Annotated in this window: 17 protein-coding genes; 8 read left to right on the top strand and 9 right to left on the bottom strand. The window is 48.7% G+C overall.

Going from position 1 to position 24,197, the window contains the following annotated elements:
* Positions 1-129 precede the first annotated feature (129 nt).
* A complete protein-coding gene (locus EFB08_RS04740) occupies positions 130-1,416 on the top strand; it encodes a citrate synthase (RefSeq protein WP_123125780.1) in 1,287 nt (428 codons plus the stop codon).
* Positions 1,417-1,535: 119 nt separating this feature from the next.
* Here EFB08_RS04740 and EFB08_RS04735 read toward each other — a convergent pair whose 3' ends face one another.
* Positions 1,536-2,024 carry a toxin-antitoxin system YwqK family antitoxin gene (locus EFB08_RS04735; protein ID WP_125077649.1) on the bottom strand — a complete coding sequence of 163 codons (489 nt, stop codon included), beginning with the start codon at positions 2,022-2,024 and terminating at the stop codon, positions 1,536-1,538.
* A 67-nt stretch (positions 2,025-2,091) separates the two neighbouring features.
* Positions 2,092-2,508 carry a toxin-antitoxin system YwqK family antitoxin gene (locus EFB08_RS04730; protein WP_165864803.1) on the bottom strand — a complete coding sequence of 139 codons (417 nt, stop codon included), beginning with the start codon at positions 2,506-2,508 and terminating at the stop codon, positions 2,092-2,094.
* Positions 2,509-2,763: 255 nt separating this feature from the next.
* On the opposite strand from EFB08_RS04730, the gene EFB08_RS04725 reads away from it, so the two are divergent.
* On the top strand, positions 2,764-4,131 hold the full coding sequence (locus tag EFB08_RS04725) for a PhoH family protein (protein ID WP_123125968.1): 1,368 nt from the start codon (positions 2,764-2,766) through the stop codon (positions 4,129-4,131).
* Between the two features lie 141 nt (positions 4,132-4,272).
* Here EFB08_RS04725 and EFB08_RS04720 read toward each other — a convergent pair whose 3' ends face one another.
* The 3 genes from EFB08_RS04720 to EFB08_RS04710 all read right to left on the bottom strand — a co-directional run bounded on the left by EFB08_RS04720 (position 4,273) and on the right by EFB08_RS04710 (position 6,164).
* On the bottom strand, positions 4,273-4,797 hold the full coding sequence (locus EFB08_RS04720; protein WP_123125777.1) for a DinB family protein: 525 nt from the start codon (positions 4,795-4,797) through the stop codon (positions 4,273-4,275).
* Between the two features lie 86 nt (positions 4,798-4,883).
* Positions 4,884-5,648, bottom strand: a complete 765-nt coding sequence (locus EFB08_RS04715; RefSeq protein WP_123125776.1) for a hypothetical protein — start codon at positions 5,646-5,648, stop codon at positions 4,884-4,886.
* 126 nt (positions 5,649-5,774) lie between these two features.
* Positions 5,775-6,164, bottom strand: coding sequence for a toxin-antitoxin system YwqK family antitoxin (locus tag EFB08_RS04710; RefSeq protein ID WP_125077648.1), 390 nt, complete (start codon positions 6,162-6,164; stop codon positions 5,775-5,777).
* Between the two features lie 435 nt (positions 6,165-6,599).
* Between EFB08_RS04710 and EFB08_RS04705 the strand changes: the two genes are divergently transcribed.
* Both EFB08_RS04705 and EFB08_RS04700 read left to right on the top strand, forming a co-directional pair.
* Positions 6,600-7,037, top strand: a complete 438-nt coding sequence (locus tag EFB08_RS04705; RefSeq protein ID WP_123125774.1) for a YkvA family protein — start codon at positions 6,600-6,602, stop codon at positions 7,035-7,037.
* A gap of 219 nt (positions 7,038-7,256) precedes the next feature.
* The gene (locus tag EFB08_RS04700) at positions 7,257-9,539 is read left to right on the top strand and encodes a S46 family peptidase (protein WP_123125773.1); all 2,283 of its coding nucleotides are present in this window, start codon (positions 7,257-7,259) and stop codon (positions 9,537-9,539) included.
* A gap of 101 nt (positions 9,540-9,640) precedes the next feature.
* On the opposite strand, the gene EFB08_RS04695 is transcribed toward EFB08_RS04700, so the two are convergent.
* Positions 9,641-10,531, bottom strand: a complete 891-nt coding sequence (locus EFB08_RS04695) for an SDR family oxidoreductase (protein ID WP_227006216.1) — start codon at positions 10,529-10,531, stop codon at positions 9,641-9,643.
* Positions 10,532-10,737: 206 nt separating this feature from the next.
* On the opposite strand from EFB08_RS04695, the gene EFB08_RS04685 reads away from it, so the two are divergent.
* Complete coding sequence (locus tag EFB08_RS04685) at positions 10,738-12,714, top strand: tetratricopeptide repeat-containing sensor histidine kinase (RefSeq protein ID WP_123125770.1); 1,977 nt, start codon at positions 10,738-10,740, stop codon at positions 12,712-12,714.
* On the opposite strand, the gene EFB08_RS04680 is transcribed toward EFB08_RS04685, so the two are convergent.
* Positions 12,703-14,199, bottom strand: a complete 1,497-nt coding sequence (locus EFB08_RS04680; protein ID WP_123125769.1) for a phytoene desaturase family protein — start codon at positions 14,197-14,199, stop codon at positions 12,703-12,705. The two genes, EFB08_RS04685 and EFB08_RS04680, sit on opposite strands and share 12 nt — an antisense overlap.
* Before the next feature lie 68 nt (positions 14,200-14,267).
* On the opposite strand from EFB08_RS04680, the gene EFB08_RS04675 reads away from it, so the two are divergent.
* Both EFB08_RS04675 and EFB08_RS04670 read left to right on the top strand, forming a co-directional pair.
* Positions 14,268-15,092, top strand: a complete 825-nt coding sequence (locus EFB08_RS04675; protein WP_125077647.1) for an SDR family oxidoreductase — start codon at positions 14,268-14,270, stop codon at positions 15,090-15,092.
* 71 nt (positions 15,093-15,163) lie between these two features.
* Positions 15,164-16,405 (top strand): BaiN/RdsA family NAD(P)/FAD-dependent oxidoreductase, encoded by a 1,242-nt coding sequence (locus EFB08_RS04670; RefSeq protein WP_123125967.1) that lies wholly within the window; start codon positions 15,164-15,166, stop codon positions 16,403-16,405.
* Between the two features lie 536 nt (positions 16,406-16,941).
* Here the strand turns inward: EFB08_RS04670 and EFB08_RS04665 are convergent.
* Entirely contained in the window at positions 16,942-18,855 is a 1,914-nt protein-coding gene (locus EFB08_RS04665; RefSeq protein ID WP_123125767.1) for a DEAD/DEAH box helicase, read from the bottom strand.
* A gap of 1,389 nt (positions 18,856-20,244) precedes the next feature.
* On the opposite strand from EFB08_RS04665, the gene EFB08_RS04660 reads away from it, so the two are divergent.
* Entirely contained in the window at positions 20,245-23,610 is a 3,366-nt protein-coding gene (locus EFB08_RS04660) for a UvrD-helicase domain-containing protein (protein ID WP_123125766.1), read from the top strand.
* 140 nt (positions 23,611-23,750) lie between these two features.
* On the opposite strand, the gene EFB08_RS04655 is transcribed toward EFB08_RS04660, so the two are convergent.
* Positions 23,751-24,098 (bottom strand): hypothetical protein, encoded by a 348-nt coding sequence (locus tag EFB08_RS04655; protein WP_123125765.1) that lies wholly within the window; start codon positions 24,096-24,098, stop codon positions 23,751-23,753.
* Positions 24,099-24,197: the final 99 nt, after the last annotated feature.

Here is a 24,197-nt window from a genome sequence, read left to right as displayed (position 1 = left end):
AACCGCAGTGCAACTAAGCTGGTTCTGGCAAGTAGTATGTATAGCATACCACATTTCATATTTTGGCTCTTTTGGCTAACTTCGCCGCGAGGCGCACAACCTAACTAAATACAAACTTAAAGAAGTAATATGTCTGATTTTGCTGAACTAACTCTTGAAGGCAAATCGTACCAGTTGCCGGTAATTACGGGTACTGAGAACGAAAAAGCCATTGATATTAATGCTTTACGCGCGCAAACTGGTTACATTACCTTAGACTCTGGCTACAAAAACACAGGGGCCACCGAGAGTGCCATCACCTTTTTGGATGGCGAGGAAGGAATTCTTCGGTACAGAGGCTATCCTATTGAGCAATTGGCAGAAAAGTCTTCCTTCATTGAGGTAGCCTACCTGTTGATCTACGGTGCATTGCCTACCCAGACAGAGTTAGACACGTTCGCAAATCAGATTAAAGTACATACGCTGGTTAACGAAGACATGCGGAAGATCCTGGACGGTTTCCCGTCTACGGCGCACCCTATGGGCATTCTTTCTGCTTTGGTGAGCTCTCTAACCGCTTTCTACCCAGAATCTGTAAAATCAAACCAAACCAAGGAAGAGATTGACCTTACCATCATTCGTTTGATGGCGAAGCTTTCCACTATTGCGGCCTGGTCTTACAAGAATTCTATGGGGCACCCAGTGAACTACCCTAAAAACAAACTAGACTACTGCTCTAACTTCCTGCACATGATGTTCGCGTACCCTACCGAGGAGTACGAGATCAACCCGGTGGTAGTAGATGCCCTAAACAAGCTTCTCATCCTGCACGCCGACCATGAGCAGAATTGCTCTACTTCTACCGTTCGTCTGGTAGGTTCTGCCCATGCCAGCCTTTACTCCTCTGTTTCTGCCGGAATCAGTGCTTTGTGGGGACCGCTGCACGGTGGTGCCAACCAGGCCGTGATTGAGATGCTGGAAGCCATCAAAGCCGACGGCGGTGATTCCAAGAAATTCATTGAGAAAGCGAAAGACAAAAACGATCCGTTCCGTCTGATGGGCTTCGGGCACCGCGTGTACAAGAACTTCGACCCACGCGCTACCATCATCAAGAAAACCGCCGATGAAGTGTTGACTGCCCTGGGCATCAATGACCCTATCCTTAGCATCGCCATGGAACTGGAGCAAGCGGCCTTGACTGATCCTTATTTCATTGAGCGCAAACTGTACCCGAACGTAGACTTCTATTCTGGAATCATTTACCGCGCCATCGGAATCCCGACGGACATGTTCACGGTGATGTTTGCTTTGGGCCGTCTCCCTGGCTGGATTGCCCAATGGAAAGAAATGCGCGAAGCGAAAGAGCCAATCGGTCGTCCGCGTCAGGTGTATACCGGTGCTACCGAGCGCGACTACACTTCCATCAACGAGCGTTAATTTCATCCGCTATCCATAAAAAGAGAAGGTCAGGCAATACGCCTGACCTTCTCTTTTTATGGATAGCGCGTTTTTAAGCCATTTTGGGGAAATAAACCTTTAAACCGGTTTTAGTTACTTTATTTTGATGGCAAAGAGCTGGTGGTGAGTACGGGTTGGGAAGTCAAGGCTTTTCCCCTTTGAAAAGTTATCCAGCCGCGCGAGGTTCCCGTGGAGTCATAGTATTGCCAGTCACCGTGCCATTTGTACATCAGCACGTTATTTTCCTCGAACAGAAAAGCCAGGCCTTTGTGAGAGATTTTGCCGTTAGGGTGGTAAAAGGTGGTCTTGATGCGCTTATGTTTGGGTTCGTATCTCTCTTCCCGTTCCAGGTAGCCCTTCTCTGAATAGGTTTTCCAGGTGCCCCGCTCCTGCCCGTCCTTGAACCGGCCGGAGTACATGAGTTGCCCGGGCTTATGTTCATAAAAGGCCCTCCATTTTCCCTGTCGGTTTCCCAGCTTGTTAACCTGATTCCACTTCCAGGGCCAGATGATGGCCTGGCTGGAAAAAGGAACCAGAAGGCAGACACTCACTAGTAAGACGGGTAATCCTTTTCTCAGCTTTGGCACCGGTTTTCAGATTTAAGGAACAAAGCGATTAAGTTAAAGAGTTGCCGATTTAATCAGAAGTTCAGCCCTACTTTATTTTCTTAGTAGAGCTGCTCAAAACAGGAGCATCGGTGGTGGGATTGCCCTTCACGAAGGTTTTAATGCCCAAGAGCTGGCCGTTCTCATCGAAATACTCCCAGTCGCCCTCCCAGAAGAAGTGCACGCCGCCTTTCTCGGCATCTTGCATGTACGCCATTCCCCGGTGCGAGACCTCGCCGTTTGGGTGGTAATACACGGTTTTGTAGCTTCTCTGCCTGCGCTTGATCTTTTCAGTGAAGTAGAGTTTACCGTCTGGGGTAAAGGTTTTCCAGGTACCCACCTCTTTCCCGTGGCGGTACCGTCCCTTGTAATGCACCACTTTCTCTTCGTAATCATGGAACACCCGCCATTTTCCGTTTTTGAGCTGTTTTCCATCATAACGGTTCCAGGACCAGGGCCAAGCCATAGAGGGTTGGCTTACCAGTAAGAACCCAGCTACCAGGACCAAAGCCGTACAAAGCCGAGTTGTATTTCGTGAAAGGGTAGGTGTCTTTTCCATAGGTTGTGGGGATTATTATGGAGGCAAAGCGAAACCGGGGGATTTAAAATTTTAAATTGATTATTTCTATTTTGAAACGAAATAATCGCCAACTTAGGTATCACTGATGCGCGTCTTTGCTTAACAATTCTTCCACTCTCAAATCCGTTTCGTGTGCAGACAATTTCCAAACCCCGTAAACGAGCAGCCAAGGCAACCGCTGAGGCCCAGAAACAGAAAAAAGCCTTTGTGCTGGACACTTCCGTTATTCTCTATGACCATAGCGCCGTAGAGCATTTTGGGGAGCATGACGTTGCCATTCCCATCACGGTGCTGGAAGAGCTGGACAACTTCAAAAAGGGCAATGACATCAAGAACTTTGAGGCCCGGGAGTTCATCCGGTACATAGACCACCTTTCTTCGCAGCACATGCTCCAGACCTGGATTCCATTGGAAGGCTCCAACAAAGGACGATTCAAGGTGTTGATGGGAAACGGAGCCGCTCTGGATGCCGAAAAGATCTTCAACGAAGACAAAGCTGACCACAAGATTCTGAACGCAGCCCTGGCCCTGCAAAATGAAATGCCTGATCATCGGGTTACTTTGGTAACCAAGGACATCAACCTTCGTCTGAAAGCAAGAGCCCTGAACTTGTCTGCCGAGGATTACGAGACCGGGAAGATCCAGAACGTAACCAACCTTTACCGCGGAAACGACCTGGTAGAAGACATCCCGCACTCTGTCATTACCAAGCTGTACGAAGAAGGTGAATGTCCCGTAGAAGAGGCCCTTCCTAATCCGCCGTCAGACAACCATTACTTTATCTTGCGCAGCGCGAAGTCTTCTGCCCTAGCCTATTACAATCCGCAGGACCGTTTGTTGGAGCGCGTAGACAAACCGCATGCGGTAGGCATCAAACCCCGCAATGCGGAACAGACTTTTGCCCTACATGCCATCCTGCACCCGGACATCAAACTGGTCTCCATTCAAGGCGTGGCGGGTACCGGAAAAACTTTGCTGGCACTGGCCGGGGCTCTGGAGCAGCGTGAGACGTACCGGCAGATTTACCTAGCCCGGCCCATCATTCCGTTAAGCAACCGTGATTTGGGTTTTCTGCCCGGCGATGTAAATTCTAAGATAGGGCCGTACATGGAGCCGCTTTGGGACAACCTTAAGTTCATCCAGAACCAGTTTCCGGAGCACAGCAAGGAAAGTAACCGCATCAAGGAAATGGTGGAAGACGACCGCCTGGTGATTACGCCGCTGGCTTACATCAGGGGCCGAAGCTTATCCAACATCATCTTCATCGTGGACGAGGCCCAAAACCTCACTCCGCACGAAATAAAGACTATTATCTCACGGGCTGGCGAGAACACCAAGATCATCTTCACCGGTGATATCTACCAGATTGACACCCCTTACCTGGACAGCCAAAGTAACGGACTCTCTTACCTTATAGACAAAGTAAAAAACCATCCGCTGTACGCCCACGTCACTCTTCAACGCGGCGAGCGCTCAGAACTGGCGAACTTAGCTAACCAACTTCTTTGATCAATGTGATTGTTGATCGGTTTAAGATAAGTTTATATAAAAAGCCCTTTTAAGGCTGTTTCCTGGAAAACGGCCTAAAAGGGTTTTTATTAAAGGTCAATTCTTCCTTTAAGCAATCAACAACGGGCAGGCAACCATAAATTACAGCTTAACCAGGTACCGCTCTTTCAGGATGTTCAGGTGGTGGCGTTCATGGCCGGCAATGATAAATGCCAGGGCTGCTACGGAGACAGGGCTCCCGTTCGCATTTCCCAGGCGGCTCAAGCTGACCTCGGGAAAAGAGGAAAACAAAGACAAGGTGGCATCCCGCACAATCTGGTGCTCGGCAAGTAAGTCGTTCAGGGTTCTTTCCTGGAAGAAGGCATTGGCCACGTATTCGTTCTCGTCGAAGCCGGGTAAAGGGTTCTTTTCGCCGCGGGCGATGCAAAGTGCCCGATAGCTCATGATACGCTCGGTATCGTTCATGTGGCCCAACAACTGTTTTACCGTCCATTTCCCGGGTTCATAGGCAAAGTGGGCCTCGCCTTCACTCACCCGTCCGAACAATTGCGTTACTTCCTGCCGTTGCTTTTGCAGATAGTCCAACACATCGGTCTGGTCAGAGATGTTCTGGATGTATTTTTGAAAATACTCGTTGTACTCTCCGGGTTTAGGTTTTGGAATCATGGTACAAGGGCTTTAAAAACAGAACTAAGTACGTAAGACCTGCTTTAATTAGCAAATTGGTGGAGCTTTAGCGGTACCAGGCAGGACTAATCCTGCTCTGGACCGGCCGAAAACAAATCAGTTCCGTTTTGTCCCTGATTGCGTTCCTTAAAGTGCTTCTCTTTTCTTCTAAGAATGTCTAACCGAAGCCTTTCCTGTTTATCAAGATAAGCTTTCAAATTTGGGGACGGTATGAAAGTAACCTGCTGGAGAATGGTTTCCCCTTCTTTTACGTCCACTTTCTTGATGGTGCACTTCAGGGTTTTCAGTTCCCGCAAAATAGCATCGAATTTGCTTTTGGAACTGCTGAGTTTAAAGGAATACAGATCCTCCTCGTTGGAGCCGTACCGTACATAAGCGCCTGCCAGAAAAGAGTACCGTTCCTGATCTTTCTCCAGGAATTTAGGTTTAAGCACCCCGGTGTAGATCTTGTAATGCTTCTCGTCTTCCAGGTCTTTCCATTTAAAGGAATAAGCCTCGTGCATTTGTGCTACCATTTGCTTAGACATAATTCTTCTAAATTCCTGACAGTAATAACAGTCCTTTTTCTCCCATTTCACATTAGTGATTAACACTTTGTCATAGGTGCGTTTATTTTCTTCTTTAATCAGGGAGTCCAGGTACGTGACTAAGCTCACCTCAGTTGAATGGAATTTGTCTACTAACGTGTTTTCCTCCGGATTATCCTTGGCCCAGTTGCGGCCTTCAAAATCATCAACCAATCCTAACACGTAAGGCTTTACCAGAATCTTTTGGGCTTGAGCAGGAAAAAAGCAGCAACTTAAAAGGGCGAGAAGTAAAAGTTTTTTCATGTGGTGGGACCATTCAAGGTCTGTGGAAGGTCTTTGATAGGTGATAAAATTCAGGAAAGGGTAAATAGGGTTTAGAGCTGGTTTGGAAAAAAGGGGTTAAAAACAAGAAGATGTAATTTAACTGCCTTATTGAACTACTGGTGGATTCTGTTTTTCTCCAGGTTTGTAAAATTTTGTTTTAGGAGGCGCTTCTGAGATCACCACGGTCCAATCGGCGAAAGTGGTTTTAACGGGCCAGCCTTCTTCATACAGCACGGTCTTGTTTCTGCTTCCGTCTTCGTTATAATACTGCCACTTCTGGGTATAGTAATAGCGGGTAGATTTACCTGATCTGTCTAACAAAGCAATCCCCTTTTTGAAGATCTGTCCGTTGGCGTGGTATTCAGTAGTTTGGATCAGGTTCTTGCCCTCTACCAGGCTTCCTATTTCAAGTTTCCTTAGTTTTTTATCTGCGGATCTGGTTTTCCATTTCCCCAGCAAGTACCCGTGTTTGTAGCGGCCCTTGGTTTTCATCATCTCATTTTCGCTGATTTCACCAGTCTGAAAAATCCACCGGCCGTGGTGATATCCCTTATGATCAAACTGGTTTTTGTAAAATAGATTAATGACAGGCCATGTCTTGAATTGCGCCTGTACCTGGGAGAAAATAAGACAACAGGATAAGAAAAGCATATACTTCAAAGCTTTTTCCATTTGGTATAAGGAATAGTTGGCTTTACTGATTTTATGGATACAAATGGCTATAATTAAATATTTTATGTTAAGGATTAACAACTGAAGCTTTAATAGGATAAAAGATTAAATGAAATATATGAAAATAAAATATTGATCAAAATTTATAGGAAAGCTTTCCTTGTACTTTTGATAAAGAGAGCCAAAAACGGTTGCGTTATATCCCCTGTAAGTAAAGGTCCGTATAAGTGGCAGTATTCACCCAAAACCATTTGAAAGATGAGTTCACTTGCAAATAAAGGATTAGACATCACCAAAAATGCCTTCTTTAAATACATGATCTCCAGAGCATCGGGTATCATGGGAAAACCGGTGAAGGTTGGCTTGCTACTGACCACTGCATATCAGAAACTGACTGATTCAAACAGTTCTGAAAGCGGGTTCAGCCAGATAAAGGAAATCGGGTTGCGCCTTGTGCGGTTGGTGAAAGCCTACTATAACGGCACATACCGTGACATAGAAACCAAGACTTTGCTTTTGGGTATTGCCGTTCTTTTGTACGTAGTTACTCCATTGGATCTGGTACCAGACTTCATTCCCATTATTGGCTTCGCCGATGACCTGAGTTTGATGGCTTGGTTTATATCTGCCTTCCAGGAGGAACTCCAGAAGTTCCAGGTGTGGGAACAAGGCTCCGTAGCGGTAGGCCATTCCTAATCAGGAAATTTTAGAACTTAGGTTCGCACCAGGTAAGTCGTCCCGTTTAGGGCTTTTTGTGAAAACAAGCCCTAAACGGGACGACTTATTTAAGGTAACTGCTCCTTCAGCCCTTCCTATTTCATTCTCCTTTTTAAAAAAGCGTAACCTGGAGATCAGAGACAAGCTACCTGATGCTTTTAATGCCTATTTTTGGTTTTTCTAAACCAAAACAAACGTATGTTAAACAGTAAACAGCTGTGTCTTTGGGTATTGCTGGCAGTGAGCTCTTTCTCTGCTTCGGCCCGATATGACGAAGGCATGTGGCTCCCGATGTTGCTGAAGCAGCTCAACGAAGCCGACATGCAAAAAAAAGGCATGCGCCTTTCCGCCGAGGACATTTACAGCATCAACAAATCTAGCCTGAAAGACGCCATTGTACAGTTTGGCGCGGGTTGTACCGGTGAGATAATCTCTAATCAGGGGCTACTGCTCACCAACCACCATTGCGGCTACGGCCAGATCCAATCACATAGTTCGGTGGAAAACGATCTGCTTTCCAACGGATTCTGGGCCATGACCCGCGACCAGGAGAAACCCAATCCCGGACTTACCGCCACCTTCATCGTGCGCATGGAAGACGTGACTAAACAGATTCTGGGCGATGTGCCAGCGGGGTTACCGGAAGCCGAGCGCGAGAAGCGGGTACAAGCCAACATCAAAAAGGTGCAGGCCCAAACCACCGCCAATTCGCACTATGAAGCCAGTATTCGCCCGTTCTTTTATGGCAACGAGTACTACATGTACGTGACCGAGACCTTCAAAGACATCCGCCTGGTGGGCGCCCCGACCGAAAGCATCGGGAAATTCGGGGGCGATACTGACAACTGGATGTGGCCGCGCCATACCGGTGATTTCTCGCTGTTCCGGATCTACGCCGGCCCTGACAACAAACCCGCCGCTTATTCGCCCAACAACAAACCGTACGTTCCCAAGCACCACCTTCCTATTTCCCTGGCGGGAATCCAGCAGGGTGATTTTACCATGGTATTCGGATTCCCGGGGAGAACCACGGAGTATCTACCCTCTCAGGCAGTTCGCGAGATCGCGGAGATCTCTGATCCAGCCAAAGTAAAGATCAGGACGGTCAAACTGGGCATCCTGGACCAGGACATGAAAGCTGACCCCAAGGTGCGGATTCAGTACGCAGCCAAGTACGCCAGCGTGAGCAATGCCCACAAAAAATGGATTGGTGAAATGCGCGGCCTCCGCAAGTTGGATGCCATTGCCAAAAAGCAGGCTCTGGAACAGCAGTTCGCCCAATGGGTGGCCCAGGAAACCGGCCGCAAGGCTACGTACAGCCAGGTATTGCCGCAGTTTGAGCAGAACTACGGCACCCTGGCCAAAGGAATTACCTTAGCCCGGGACTATTTCAACGAAGCCGTTTTAGGGGTAGAATTGCTAAACTATGCCCAAAACTTCCTGAACCTGGCTTCCACCCTTCAGCAAAATGACCCGGCAGCAACCGGCAAGGGAACCGCCCAGGAGCAGGTGGACAAGCTGCAGAAATCGGCGGCCGGTTTCTTTAAGAACTACAACCTGGCGACCGATAAAAAGGTGTTTTCGGCGTTGCTCCAGCTCTACAGCAAGGATTTAGATGCTGCTTTTCAACCATCGGTTTTACAGGTAGTTGCTAAACAATACAAAGGGGACTGGAACGCCTACGCCGATCAGGTGTATGCTAACAGCCAACTCACCTCGCTGGAGAAAGTTCAAGGCTTGCTTCAACTGCCCCCGGCGCAGCAATTAACCAAGCTGCTTGCTGACCCTGCCATTCAGTTGCTGCATGGGTTTGCCTCGGTTTACCAGACCAAAGTACTCCCTACCTACACTGCCCTCAACGATCAGAACACTTTGCTAAACCGTACTTACCTGCAAGGACTTCGCGAGATGCAGAAAGACCGCAAGTTCTACCCAGATGCCAATCTCACCCTGCGGGTTTCCTACGGACAGGTTGACACCTACAAACCCGCCGATGGCGTGACGTATGACTATTACACCACCCTGGAAGGCATCATGGAGAAGGAAGACCCAGCTGTGGCCGATTACAAGGTGCCCGCCAAACTGAAAGAGCTTTACCAGAAAAAGGATTACGGACCTTACGCCCTCAACGGACAAATGCCTGTGGCTTTCATTGCTTCCAACCATACCACAGGCGGGAATTCAGGATCTCCGGTGATCAATGCCCGTGGCGAGCTCATCGGGACCAACTTTGACCGGAACTGGGAAGGCACCATGTCAGACATCATGTATGACCCTGATCGGGTACGTAACATCAGCATGGATGCCCGTTACTTCCTGTTCATCGTGGAAAAATTCGCGGGAGCCGGTCACCTGGTAAAAGAAATGACCTTGGTGAACAATGGCCCGCAAAAACCTTCTGCTTCAGCTCCCAAAGCTAAAGCAGAGGTAAAAGTGAAGCAGACAAAGAAGAAAGCCAAAATGAAGGTTAAGGCAGATTGATGCTGTTTTGAACCCCTTTTTAACAAAATAGCCCGGAAACGATCCGGGCTATTTTGTTTTATATAGTACCGTTCCCTACGGCTCATTTAAAGTACCGGAGTCTATTCCTTGTTTTCTCTTTTCTTGCCTCGTACCATCTGTTCAATGGTATCCCACATTTCGTGCGGCACCTGGTCAAGATAATTGAACTCTCCACCACCATACAGCCATTCGCCGCCGTCAATGGTTACCACCTCGCCGTTCACGTAGGCAGAGTAATCTGAAATAAGGTATGCGGCCAGATTGGCAAGTTCCTGGTGCTCACCGTAGCGTTTCACCGGGATTCGGTTCAAGGGATCCAGTTTCTTGGCCAGTGCCTCGGGGAACAAGCGGCTCCAGGCTCCTTCTGTAGGAAAAGGCCCTGGTGCAATAGCGTTTGACCGGATGCCGTATTTGGCCCACTCCGCGGCGAGCGAACGCGTCATGGCCAATACACCTGCTTTGGCAGTGGCCGAGGGAACTACGTACCCTGAACCCGTCCAGGCGTAGGTGGTCACTATGTTCAGAATGGTACCAGGCTGCTGAAGGTCAATCCAATGTTTTCCTAAGGTAAGCGTGCAGTTGTAGCTGCCTTTCAGGACGATATCCACGATCACGTCAAACGCTTTGGGAGACAATCTTTCGGTGGGGCTGATGAAGTTTCCCGCGGCATTGTTCAACAAGCCGTGTACTGAACCAAACTTTTCCAGGGTGGCTTTCAGCATGGCTTCCACTTCCAGGGGCTTTCTAACGTCGCAGGCAACAGGCAATACCTGGCCGCCGGTTTGCTCTGCCATTTCCTGGGCCGTTTTCTCCAGAACCTCCATCTTTCGGCTGGTGATTACCAGGTTGGCACCCAGTTGCAGGAAGTAAATTCCCATGGATTTCCCCAGGCCGGTTCCGCCTCCGGTGATGATGATGGTTTTCCCGTTCAGCGCCCCGTCGCGCAGCATTGGTTCGGTGTATCTTGCCATAGTTTTAATTCTTTGCGGGAAAGATAATAGTTCTGCCTTGTTTTAGAATTACCCCGAAAAACAATATCTTTATCAAAAGAAGAAATTGCACTGAAATTGTGCCCGGATCGGCTCCAAAATACTTACAACTAAGTATTTCAAAAGAATCACAGTTTACATAAACTGTCTGGAAAAAATTTCTGAGTGTATTTGCCATCAGCGTTGCTATGAAAAAATTATACTTTCTTTTTTTCTGGTTCAGCCTGGCAGCATTCCCCCTTCTGGGTCGGTCTCCCGTGGTTTTAATGAAGGAACTGGAACGGGCCACTTCTCCCCAGCGCAAGCTAGAGCTTTACAACCTCATCAGTGAATATTACCGTGAGGTAGATCCTAAACAAACCGTGCTGTACGGGCAAAAGGCCGCCGAACTTGCCCAAAAGATCAACAATAAAAAGCAGCTGGGCTCAGCCTACAACAACATCAGTATTGGGCACTACTGGCTCAACAACCTAATTCAGGCTTCGGAATACACCTACAAGGCCCTCCGGATAAGAGAGGAACTGCATGATTCTATTGGTATGGCCTCAAGCTACAATGCCTTGGGCAACATCCACCGGGGGCAGGAGAACTACGAGAAGTCGCTTGCCTTTTTCCAGAAGGCCCTGAACATTGGGCAGCGCATCAACCGCAAGAAAACCATCAGCACGTCGCTCAACAACCTGGGTGCTACCTATGAATTGATGAAGCAGCCTCAGAAGGCTCTGGACTATTATCTACAAGTGAAGGAGATCAATGCCAAAGATGGGGATCAATACGACCAGGCCTTGAGCGACCTGAATTTGGGTAATATTTATTTTCTGCTGGGTAAAAAAGATAAGGCCTTTGCCCATTTGTATAACTCTCTGGCTATTAGTGAGGATATACGTAACGAGATAAACAAACTCTACATCTATCGGGCCTTGGCGCAGATTCATTTATCAGAGAAAGAATACGCCAAAGCGGCCAACCAAGCCAAGAAAAGCCTTGAGATCTCCCGGCAGGTACCCTCGCCCGAAGGGGTAAAGGAAGCGTCTATGCTGCTGAATGAGATTTACCTGGCCCAGAAGAATTACCAGGCAGCTCACCATTACCTCATGCTGCACACTGCCTACAAAGACAGCCTGCAGAACCGGCTGCAGAGCGAGGCTCAGGCAGAAATGCACGCAAAATACGAACTGGAGAAAAAAGATGCCGAGAACCACCGCCTGCGGGTAGAACAGGAACTGCAGGAAGAAAAACTGCACCAGAAAGAACTGATCCAGTACGCCACCGGAGTGTTGCTTCTGATGTCACTGGTTTTAGCCTACGTTTTCTTTAAAGGCCGCCGAAGAGCAAAAATCACGAACAAGCAGCTTTCAGATTTCAACCTGGTCATCTTGGAGAAAAACCAGGACATCCACCAGCAGAAAGAGGAACTGGAAAAACTGAACCACCAGAAAGACCTTCTCTTCTCTATCATCGCCCATGATTTGCGTAGCCCGTTGATCTCGCTTCAATCTTTGCTGCAGTTGTTAGCCATGGGGAAACTTCCGCAGGAAAAACTTGACCGATTTGTCAAGGAACTGGATACCCAACAACAGAATACTATTAGCTTGCTGGACAACCTTTTGGTTTGGGCTAAAATACAGATGAAGGGTGTGAGCCTGGAGCCAGAGCCTTTGCAACTACGGGAATTGGTGGAACAGAATTTCAGGTTGCTTCAGCCGCAGGCCCAGAAAAAAGGAATCTCTTTACAGAACAATGTTTCTGAGGAGCTTTGGGCCTTGGTTGATGAAGAAACCCTTAAACTGGTATTTCGGAACCTGATCTCCAATTCCATTAAGTTTTGTCACGAAGGTGCCGTGGTTGAGATCATGGCCGAGCCTCTGGACGAAAACCAGTTGGTGGTCACCGTAAAAGACTGCGGCGTGGGCATAAGTCCTGAAAACCAGTTGAAGCTGTTTGGGGCCAATAACTTCAAGGAGAAAGGCACAGCCAACGAAAAAGGCAACGGACTGGGGCTGATGCTCTGCAAGGAATTCATTGAAAAGAACGGCGGCGACATCTGGGTGGAAAGCGAAGTAGGCATTGGGACCCGCTTTCATTTCACCGTTCCTTCCTGCCAGGTTCTGGAACAAGACGACAACTTTACCCCTTCCCCCGAAGAACAGGAATCACTGGTGTAAACAATCTACCAACCTTGGAAAGTGGTCGCGCAATAGTTTATGCGCGGCGATAATTCCGCTGAGGCAAACTCCGGGTAATCCTTGTCCCGGGTACACCGTATCTCCGCAGACGTAGGCTTTTTCTCCATCCAAACGGGCATCTTTCATTTGCCAGGGTTTGATGCGCTGGTACTGCGGGTATCCGCCTACCTGTCCCCACTCCCGTCCGGTCCATTCAATCCAGGCGCCCGGCGTAGCGGCCTGCACAAACCTGACGGCTTGTTCTTCCAGGAATCCTTGCTGAACCAGAAACTGCACCACCCAAGTCTCCAGCTCTTTCTTCTGATTCACCCAATTTTCAGCCGGATGATGCACGTGCGTACTCACCGAAGCCACGCATATGCCTTCAGGGGCCCGTTGAAAATCCTGTGTGTGGCTTAAACTCACAAAAATACTCTGGCTATTGAGGTAAGGAACCCCACCGGGAACATGTAGTTGATGGTGCAGGACCTGAGGCGTTTTGGCGTTTCGCTCAAAAACAATCCCCCAGGTAACGGCTCCGTTTACTTCTTCCGCAGGGAGCAAATACCTTTTCAGTTTCTGCCTGACTTTTTCGCTGTTGAAGAGAGAGGAAATATTATTCAAAGGAAGGTTACAGATAACCAGTTTCGCCACAACAGGACCTTTGTCTGTATCTATCCTATAGCCACCGGTAGGTTGAGGCGTAATCTGTTTGACTTCCCGCCGGTACAGCATCTGCCCGCCTCGCTGCTCTAAGGATTGCACTACCCGTTCATTTAGTTGGCGTAAACCACCCGGCACGTAATAATTGCCATACAAAGTGTAACACAAAGCGGTAGCCCCGAAGAGCACATTTACTTCGGGGTGGAGATTCTGGGCCGTGATCAGAAGCTGCTGGTCTATAAAGGACACAAAAGCCTCATTATCTAATAATCCGAAGCGCTTTAAAAGGTCTCTCATGTTCTGAAAGGCCAGGGGCACCAGCACCACCTGTTCCCACCGAACTGCCTTTAGGGCTTTACCCAAATCTGACAAGGAGCTAAACGGAAAGCTTAGTTGCCGCAAAGAGGTCCGCCACACCTTTTGGCTGATGCCATAACAGGTTTCCCAAAAACCGCGCTGCCCCTGTACCCCAAACACCCGCTCTGCTTCCTGAATCCATTCCTCTAAATGGGGATAGCGCGTGATGAGTGTGCCATCAGGAAGCCGCACCTGCATGGGAGTCTCAAGCTTTATTACTGGCAAAGGTTGTTCCAATTGATCTTGCAGGTACCACAAAGGCATATGTTCGTCAAGGCCCACCACCGTGGTAGCACCGGTTTCAAACCAGTAGCCTTTCCGTTTGTATGAAGAGGCGCAGCCACCTGGGTAATTGTTTTGCTCCAGTACGGCCACCTGCAAACCAGCCTTGGCGAGTAGAGCCGCCGCAGTCAACCCACCAAACCCCGAACCAATTACCGCCACCTGTACCTGTTGTGTTTCCATATGTACAGCATGAACCGAATCTGCCCTGTTTTGTTGCGGTGCTGGCTTATTCACACGTTCTTTGCGGTATGCATCAGAAAACAATCAGTGTGCTGGGGTGTGGCTGGCTGGGATTGCCGCTGGCCCAGGAACTTGTGAAACTTGGCTACCGGGTGAAAGGCTCTACCACTACCTCCGCGAAACTCAATCTTCTACAGCAAGCTGGGATAGAGCCGTTTTTACTGTCTTTTCCGGAAAACAGTTCTAAAGCTCAACTGGCAGATTTCTTAGACGCAGATGTGCTGGTGTTCAACCTTCCGCCCTCCAGATCAAGCAACGAAGCTGGTACTTATGAACAATTACTTCAATTGGTACTTTCAGCCGCCCCAGCTTCAATGAAGGCCATCTTATTCGTATCCTCTACCTCGGTTTACCCCGACCTGAACCGAGAAGTGTACGAAGTTGATGCGACTTCCGCAGCAGAGGCTTCCTCCCTGATGTTACGGTCTGAGGTTCTGGTGCAGCAAGCCCGGGAGAAAGCCACCATCGTACGGTTTGGCGGGTTGATGGGCGGAACCCGACACCCAGGAAGGTTTCTGGCCGGTAAGACAAATGTGCCCCAACCCAAGGCTCCCGTTAACATGATCCATCTGGCAGATTGCGTGGGGATAATGACAGAAATAATTCGACAGGAGAAATGGGGAATGACGTTTAACGCCTGTGCCCCAGAGCATCCTTCCAGGGAAGACTTTTACACGAAAGCGGCCTTGCAATTGGAAATGACTCCGCCTTCTTTCGCCCTTCAGCAAGAACTTCAATTCAAAAAAATCAACAGTGACCTCCTTCAACGAGAATTGAGGTACACTTTCCGGTTCCCTGATCCACTGCTTTGTCTTTCCTCCCCAGACTTCTAGGATTCTTCATAGGACACATGGGCCGGTTGCTCCTTTTTTTGCTTAATTTTGTAAAAGAAAGCAGAAATCAGATGCAAGAGACAGTAATCATTATTGGAGGAGGCGCAGCGGGTTTCTTCGGGGCCATTACCTGTGCTGAAACCAATCCCGGGTTACGGGTTATTTTACTGGAGAAGACAACGAAATTGCTTTCCAAAGTACGGGTATCCGGCGGAGGGCGCTGCAACGTGACCCATGCCTGTTTTCAACCATCTGCTTTTTCCCAGCACTACCCAAGAGGGCAGAAAGCCCTAAAAAAACTATTGCCTTTCTTTGGAGCCGATGACACCGTTGCCTGGTTTGAAAAACGCGGCGTTCCCCTGAAAACCGAGGCTGATGGACGGATGTTTCCGCAATCAAACTCCTCTGAAACCATTGTAGATTGTTTGCTACAAGCTGCCCGGAAAGCTGGAGTTGATGTAAAGACAGGTTTGGGTGTCAATGAAATCAGCTATAAGGGTCACGCATCACCAAAGGAGCATTTTCAACTGCACCTCAGCAATGGAGAGCAATTGCATGCGGCTAAGGTACTTATAGCTACTGGAGGAAACCCGAAGCCCGAGAACTACGCCTGGCTTAAGAAACTTGGGCACTCCATTGAACTGCCCGTTCCTTCTTTGTTTACCTTGAACGTTCCTTCCTCGCCTTTTAAGGACTTGCAAGGCGTTTCGGTGCCCAAAGCAAAAGTAAAGCTCACCGGTCAAAAGCTTGAAACCGAAGGTCCCCTGCTGATTACCCATTGGGGATTGAGCGGGCCTGCCGTACTACGGTTTTCGGCTTGGGGTGCCCGTCTGATGAATGGCTTGGAGTATACCGGCACTGCTTTGGTGAACTGGGTGCCAGACGTATCTGAAGAGCAGGTTCGTCAGCAGATCATACAGCAACGCCAGACCTCTCCCCGGAAAACTGTTCTCACCAACGCCCTCTTTCAGCTTCCGGGCCGTTTATGGCAAAGGCTCTGCGAACTGGCCGAGGTGCCTGAAGCCGTGAAATGGTCTGAATTGGCCGGAAAAGCTCAGAACAAGCTCATTGAACTGCTCATTAGGACTCCATTCGAAGTCAAAGGAAAAACTACGTTCAAAGAAGAATTCGTGACCTGTGGCGGCATCAAATTAGAAGAACTTCACTTGGAACGGATGGAAAGTAGAATTGTGCCCGGTCTATTCTTTGCGGGAGAAGTAATTGACATTGACGGAATCACTGGAGGGTTCAACTTCCAGGCCGCCTGGACAGGTGGGTATTTGGCAGGAAAAGCTATGGCTGAGAAGGCTTGATTCCGTTTTTGCAATTCTTCCTGCTTGTAAAACTAATGTTTCCTTCAAAAACTTCTACAAAGCAGAGGTCCTTCTTTTAGGATATAAATGGTGTACACCACCTGCCCTTGCTTCACCTAATTTTATAGTAATAATGTAGAGACAAGGCACGCCTTGTCTCCAACGGGTCCTCCACATCAAACGGCTTTTACCTGAAGGACACCAACAGGAACGGACCTACCTTCTCCACCTGCATTGGAAGGCCCCATAATAGGGTTTATCACCTTGAAGTTTTCCTACAACAATCCACCTGACCGGCGTATTAGATCATCGACTTAAATTTTACCTCATCTTTAGAAACAAACTCCATTTTAGTTCACGGCCATTTTCCTAAAAATAGGCCCTAATCCCTGGAGGTAGGCACAAAAAAAAATCGCGGTCTCTTCTGGACCGCGATTTTTTTAAAACAGATACTAAACCCTTTATTAACTTTTAAGCTCTGTCCCTCATTTAAACGGGAGGTTTGTAGCTAGGGTTACAGTCCTTGAAAAATATTTTTAGAAATCTCTTCTTTTTCTTTCCCGGAAACCGCCGCCGCTATTTCCACGGTCACGGTCTCCTCCGCCGAAGCTTCTGCCTCCACGATCGCCGCCGCCGAAGCTTCTGCCACCGCGGTCACCGCCACGGTCTCTGTCGCCACCGCCGTAAGAACGGCCACCTCTGTCACCGCCACGGTCTCCGCCATAGCCGCCTCTGCTGCCACCCCGGTCGCCGCCTCTGTCACGGTCTCCGCCACCACGGTTGTTGTTGAAAGGTCCATCGTAGAATTTCTTTCTAGGACGATCTTCCAACTCCTGCAGTTCACGGCCACCTTCGGCTGGGTCCATGTTTTTCTTCTCGGCTTTTTGGAATTTCACGGTCATGCCGTTGATTTCCGTTACAGCAAGTTCCTTCAGGATTTCAGCAGTGTACTCTGTGGGCACTTCAATAAAGCTGAAGCGGTCATACAAGTCAATGTCGCCCACTTTGTTTCCTGGGATGCTGGTGCTATTGGTTAAGATATCAACCAGATCTTTAGGGTGCAGACGGTCTTTTTTGCCTAAAGTCACGAAAAGACGGTCGAAACCTTCTTTCGGGCCACCTTTGGCTTCACCAGCCTCGGCGCTTTTCTCTTTGGCTTTGGTGTCTTTCATTACCATTTTAAGCAAAGCCGCGGCAATGTCCATGGTAGTGAAATCCTGGTCCACCAGACGCTCAATCTTGAGAATGTGCTTGGCTAATCCACCTTTCTGAATTACCTCTTTCACCTGATCCAATACCAAGGTGGTACGAACTTCGGCTACGTCTTCATAGGTTGGTACGTTCTGACGGATGATTTTCGCTTTGGTGAAGCGCTCAATGTCACGCAGTTTGTACAGGTCACGTCCGGCCACGAAAGAGAAAGCCTTTCCAGATTTACCGGCCCGGCCTGTACGACCGATACGGTGTACGTAGCTTTCATCGTCCTGCGGAAGGTCATAGTTGATTACCGCCTCTACGTTGTCTACGTCAATACCACGGGCTGCCACGTCAGTAGCCACCAGAATCTCCAGGGTACCGGCTTTAAACTTGCCCATCACATTGGAACGCTGGTTTTGGTTCAGGTCACCGTGCAAACCATCGGCGAAATAGCCGCGGGCCTGTAGGTTGCTCACCAACTCGTCCACCATGCGTTTGGTGTTACAGAAAATGATGACCACCTTGAAATTGTACATGTCAATGAGGCGAGTGGTTACTTCCATCTTGCCACCGCTGCGTACTTCAAAGTAAACCTGCTCAATGTTGGTCACGGTCAGCTGCTGCTGCGTTACCTTCACAATCTCAGGATTGGTTTGGTACTTGCGCGTCAGGTCCATGATGGGTTTGCTCATGGTAGCCGAGAAGAATACCGTCTGGCGCTCTGCAGGCATTTTGGTCAGAACAAACTCAATGTCTTCTCTGAAACCCATGTCCAACATTTCGTCGGCCTCATCCAGGATGATGGTTTTGGTGGTTTCCAGATTAAGGGTTCCTCTTTCAATATGGTCCATTACGCGGCCAGGTGTCCCGATCACGATCTGTACCCCTTGTCTGAGGGCGCGTAACTGGCGCTCATAGGGCTGACCACCATAGATAGGCACTACGCTGATGCCTCTTTTATATTTAACTAGTTTTTGAATCTCTTCTGATACCTGAATGGCCAACTCACGGGTTGGGCAAAGGATCAACGCCTGCACCTCGCGGTTGTTGGGGTCAATACCTTCAATAGTAGGGATCGCGAAGGCGGCAGTCTTGCCGGTACCGGTTTGGGCTTGTCCGATTACGTCGCGGCCTTCCAGCAAAATCGGAATAGCGGCGGTCTGAATAGGGGAAGCCTCTTCGTAGCCTAAGTCCACGATAGCGCGCTGGATTTCTTCCGACAACGGAAGCTCCTGGAATTTAATTCTTTCCATTAATTTTTGATAGTGTGATTAAAGACAATACACCTGCCCTAGGGTATTCGTCATTTATCAAGATTTCGTTGCGAGAATTCGCACAGAGGTTTGCTTGAGAAGTGCCTTATTGCCAAAAATTGAGACCAACGAAGTCTCGGCGTGTATTGTGGTGCAAAGGTACGCAAAAAAATAGCAGCTTCCTAATATAGAAAAGTAACTAACTTTATAATAATGCTTGAATAGTTTAATAATGCTTGAATAGTTTTTTTCTAGTAAAATTCAAGATGGTTCTGTGCTGCGCTTTAGTATCTGGTTTATAGAGGCTTCATGCATGAGCGTGTATGCTTGTGAGATTTGGGTGTGCTGATGGTAGTTCGCTTGGCAGGCGCTTGCTTAAGATGTTCCCTTGGCCTATCTGCTTTTTGCATGGGTGCAAGTGCTGTGTTGTTTCATCGTTAACGGTAAACGCTCGCGGCCGCGAGGCCTCGTCTTCCCCTCGCGCACTGCCCTTTCGGCCTGAAGTGTACCATGCGCTTAGTTTTGCCTTTCCAGGGCCAAAAGCGAGGCGCTCGGGAAAGACTAGAAATGGCAATGCGTGGGGGAAGTTTGATGCTTTGGTTGGGTTTTATAGGTTTATAGATTATTTTAAAAACAAGACTGCCTAAAAGCTTACCGAACAACTTGTCTCAACAGATCATGCCGCAAGTTTATAAATTGTGGCCTTTACCGGAAGTTTGTAACTTACGTTGATTCTTAGTTCTGTGCAGTTTGGTAAACACGCAAGTTGCTGACTTTCGGCATGTGAAGCTCCAAGTTGCAAACTTGAAGCATAGTTGTTTGCATACTATCGAAAAGCATCTACTTAACGCTGCTTTTTCTCAACGCATTTCTGATCCTCTTCTTTAGACCAATCCAAATTCCCAGCAATACCTCTGGCCAAGAGCCGGAGCCCCGCGGCAGTGGATCGTGTAAGATTCACTGCCGCACGACTCCTTCGCCGTACCATGCACAAAGACCTACCCCAACGCACAAATCCAAGCCTTTCGCCTGAGCGCCTAGAGTTTGACCGTCCCTGAGAGACAGCGAAGTGGACGAGGATAAATCACAGGGCTAGGGCGAAAGGCGGGGCCTCGCGGCCGTGAGCGCTTACCAGAAAAGATGGAACAACCCAGCACCTGCACCTACGCAAAAAGCCACAAGCCCAGGGAATAGTAAACTGCATACACTCAAGTAATAACAAAAAAGCCAAGGCAACTACCTGAAACCAACCACAAACTACAGAAAGAACATTTCACCCCTGCTCTCCTCTTTTTTCCCTATTTTCGTCAAAACAGTTTGAAAGCGGCAAATTTCCTTCGGGGCAGCTGAAATTCTTTATTCCTAATTCCCAAATCTTAATTCCATAAAGTGCCTTCAACCTTTAAGATATATTCCTCCTCGGCCGGGTCCGGCAAAACCTACCAGCTTACCAAAGAGTACCTGAAGTTGGCCTTGCAGAGCGAAGATCCCTCCTATTACAAGAACATCTTGGCCATTACGTTCACCAACGACGCGGCCCAGGAAATGAAGAACCGCATCCTGGGTGCTTTGCGCAGCTTCAACGAAAGCCACCTAACTGGAAAGGCTAAAGTCGAAAGTGACGACCTTCTACTAAACATATTAAAAGGGATACAAGGCATTTATGACCAACCTTTTCTGACCGAAGCACAACTACGTGGACGGGCGGCACGGGTGTTTGACCACCTCCTCTTCCATTACTCTGAGTTTGCGGTAAGCACTATAGACTCGTTTGTGAACCGTGTAGTGAGCGCGTTTACCACCGAGCTGAAGCTGCCCCACAACTTTGAGGTGGACATGGACGCCCAAACACTTTTGAGTACCGCCGTTAGTTTGCTCCTGAACAAAGTAAATACCCAAAAAGAGAACCGCCTGCTCGCCGAGACCTTGCAACAGTACGCCTTAGAAAAAGCCGAGGAAGGCCGTAGCTGGAACGTTCTCCCCGATGAACTAGCCGATTTCGCCCGTAACTTGTTGAACGAACAGACCTATGAACATCTGCTTGATATAGGCCAGCTTACCCTTCAAGATTTCAAGAAGATACGCAGCGAGCTGTACACGCAAAAAGTAGAAGTAGAGAAACGAATCCAGACGCTGGCGCAGGAAGCCTCAGACTTAATTGACCGCCACGGCATCATGCCCGAGGAAATGTCTTACGGCAAGAACGGTATCTATTCTTACTTCAGAAAATGGAACAGCGGCTTTGACATTACCATTGCCAACAGCAACGCCGCTAAAACCGTGAACGATGATAAGTGGGCCAGTGCCAAAGCCAGTACCGGAGCAAAGGTAGCCTTGGATCAAATTAAGCCTCGGCTGGCTGAACTCTACCGCGGGATTGAGGAACTGCAAGAGCGCGAGACGCAGAACCACATCCTCATCTCTGCCATGCTGCCGCACCTGTATAAACTAAGTGTGCTGAGTGAGCTGGACCGTTGCATCCAGGAAATAAAGCTGGACAAGAACTTGGTGCACATTTCCGAATTCAACAAGCGCATCACCGAGATAGTGTTACAGGAACCTATTCCGTTTATCTATGAGCGGTTGGGTGAGCGGTACCAGCACATTCTCATTGACGAGTTTCAGGATACCTCCGTTTTGCAATGGAACAACTTGCTGCCGCTAGTGGAGAACGCTCTTGCGGGCGATAATTTCAACATGGTGGTGGGCGATGCCAAACAGGCCATTTACGGGTGGCGCGGGGGCGAGATGGAACAGATCCTGCACCTGCACCGCAACCAGACTCACCACTTGTACCAGAACTCGCGCTTCGAGGAAAACGTGGCTCCCCGGTACGACACCCTGCGTTGGACCCTCACCCCAGACCACCTGAACACCAACTATAGAAGCGCCCCGGAGATCATCACCTTTAACAACGAACTGTTCGGGTTTATTAGCCAGAGCAATCCGCAGTTTCCGTTGTTGCAGGCCATTTATGATGAACAGTTCGGGCAAAAGTCGCCGGAAGGAAAAGAAACAGGCAAGGCCCATCTGCAGGTATTGTTTACGAAGGACGAAGTACCGCCCTACAAACATGATTTAGACACCTGCAGACCAACAGAGGAAATCTACGAAGGCTACGCCGAAGATGACCTCCTCACCTACCAGGAAAGCACCTTGCAACTGGTGCTGCAGATGGTGCAACAGGCCCAATCCGAAGGCTATGCGCCGCGGGACATTGCCATCTTGAGCCGCACCAACCGCAACAGCAAATTGGTAGCCAACTTCCTGAAACAAAAAAAGTACGACATCATCTCTCAGGATTCGCTTTCCCTGCAGTTTGCCGAGGTAATTAACCTGATCATTGCCTTCTTCAGGATTCTGAACCAACCCGCCAACAGTTTGGCAAGGTCTCAGGCCTTGTACCTGGTCTACAAAGTGGTGCATCAGGAACTACCAGATAATGCTACAACGGGTAAAATTGCGGAGCTGGCCATTGAACCCAGCATTGACCCTTTCTTCCGGTTTCTGCAGAAACAGGGTTTTGATTTGGCCTACCGCGATGCAGGGAACCTGTCCATTTATGAACTCACCGAAAAGCTGATCAGGGTGTTTGATCTGTTAGGCAAGAACAACGAGTGCGAGTACCTGTTCCGGTTCCTGGATCTGATATTGGAATATACGCTCAAGTACAGCAACAACCTCAATAACTTTCTTCAGTATTGGGATTTGCACAAGGAGAACTTAAGCATCAATACACCCAAAGACCGCGACGCCATCACCATTACCAGCATCCACAAAAGCAAGGGCCTGGACTACCCCGTGGTAATTGTGCCGTTCTGTGACTGGAGCCTGGAACCGCAAACCTCTTCCTTGCTCTGGGGTACGCTGCCCGAGAGTGTGGCTGCAGGCGGAAAACTCCGGACGGCAGTGGTAACCCTTAACAAAAAACTGGAGCAGACAGCCTTACACGAGCAGTACGCCCAAAAGTTGGAAAAAACCTTCATTGAAAACCTGAACATGCTCTACGTGGCCCTTACCCGCCCCGTGGACCGGCTTTACCTCATTGGCAAGGCCCAGGATTTCAAGAAAGCCAACGCCCAGAAGAACGTAAGCTATTGGTTGTACCGGTACCTGGAAAGCAAGGAACTTTGGCAGGAAAGTCAGTTCTGCTATCAGCTGGCCAAAGGCGCGCAGCAAGCCGTAAGCCACAAACCAATTACCGAGGAAGTTTACGTGCTGGACAAGTTCACTTCCGCTGATTGGGCTCAGAACCTGAAACTGAAGCAGCACGCCAACAACGTCTTCGATTTCGAGACCCAGCAGGAGCACCGCCGCTGGAACCGGAAACTTCATTACGCCCTCGCCCGCATCACCTACGCCGAGGAAGCGCCCAAAGCCCTTCGGCAGTTGGTGCACCAGGGCATTATTTCACAGCGCGAACTGCCTACCCTCACCCAGATGGTGCAGCACGTGCTCGAACACCCCCAAATGAAACGGTATTTCAGCCGCGCTATGACGGTAGAGAACGAGCGCGAAGTCCTGGATGTGCGCACCAACCGCTACAAACCAGACCGCATTGTCTTCGGGGAGAACGGTGACGTAACGCTTATTGACTACAAACTACCACCTGCTAAAGATGAATACATGAACAACCTAAACTCCTATGCGGCCTTATTCCGGGAATTAGTTTTTAGTAAAATCACCTGCGTAGTGTATTATTTCGAGGAGGAACGTGTGGAGGAATGGGAGTTTGTAGAGGAAGTGGCTGATTAAAAGCCAAGAAGCCCCTTCCCTGCAGAAAGCATTAGGTATGGAGAAGACAAGAAATAGAAGAGGGTAAATAACCTCCTCCTGGTTTTCCGCCCGAAATTCAAAAAACAAGCTAAAAACTAAGAGGAGGTTATTACAATAATTTAATTCTGCACGCTCACTTTCCGCTTCATTACATAGTGGCGGTAATCTGTTTTGTCCTCGCGCAGAACGTAGACGTGCACCAATTCCCAGCCCTGTCGGTTTAGATAATTCAAAGCATCAATAGGCGAGATAAATTCCAAGGGGTTACCGGAGGTGTCCAGCAATTTTTCCCCGCGTTTCTGTTGTGCATTGCCAAAGTCAACGGACATGTAAAACTGCTTCCCGAAGGTCTTTTCCCACATAAAGGCATCGCAATACTCTTCGGTTCTTTTAGCGGGTTGATCCTGGGCAAAAGAAATGTTAGACAGCCAGAAGATGAATAAGAGCGCCATCAGTACTTTTTTCATAGTAGGTGGTTTTAAGGTGAGGAGAATAGAAGGATTGAACTGAACAATAAGTATAAGGCCCCTTCCAGAATTCATTTTTAAGGCTGTTTTTAAGAAAAC

Source organism: Rufibacter latericius, from assembly GCF_003721515.1.
In the GTDB taxonomy this organism is placed as follows: Bacteria; Bacteroidota; Bacteroidia; order Cytophagales; family Hymenobacteraceae; genus Nibribacter; species Nibribacter latericius.
The sequence above is the reverse complement of the archived record's forward strand: the minus strand, read 5'-3'. Positions and strand labels throughout refer to the sequence as shown.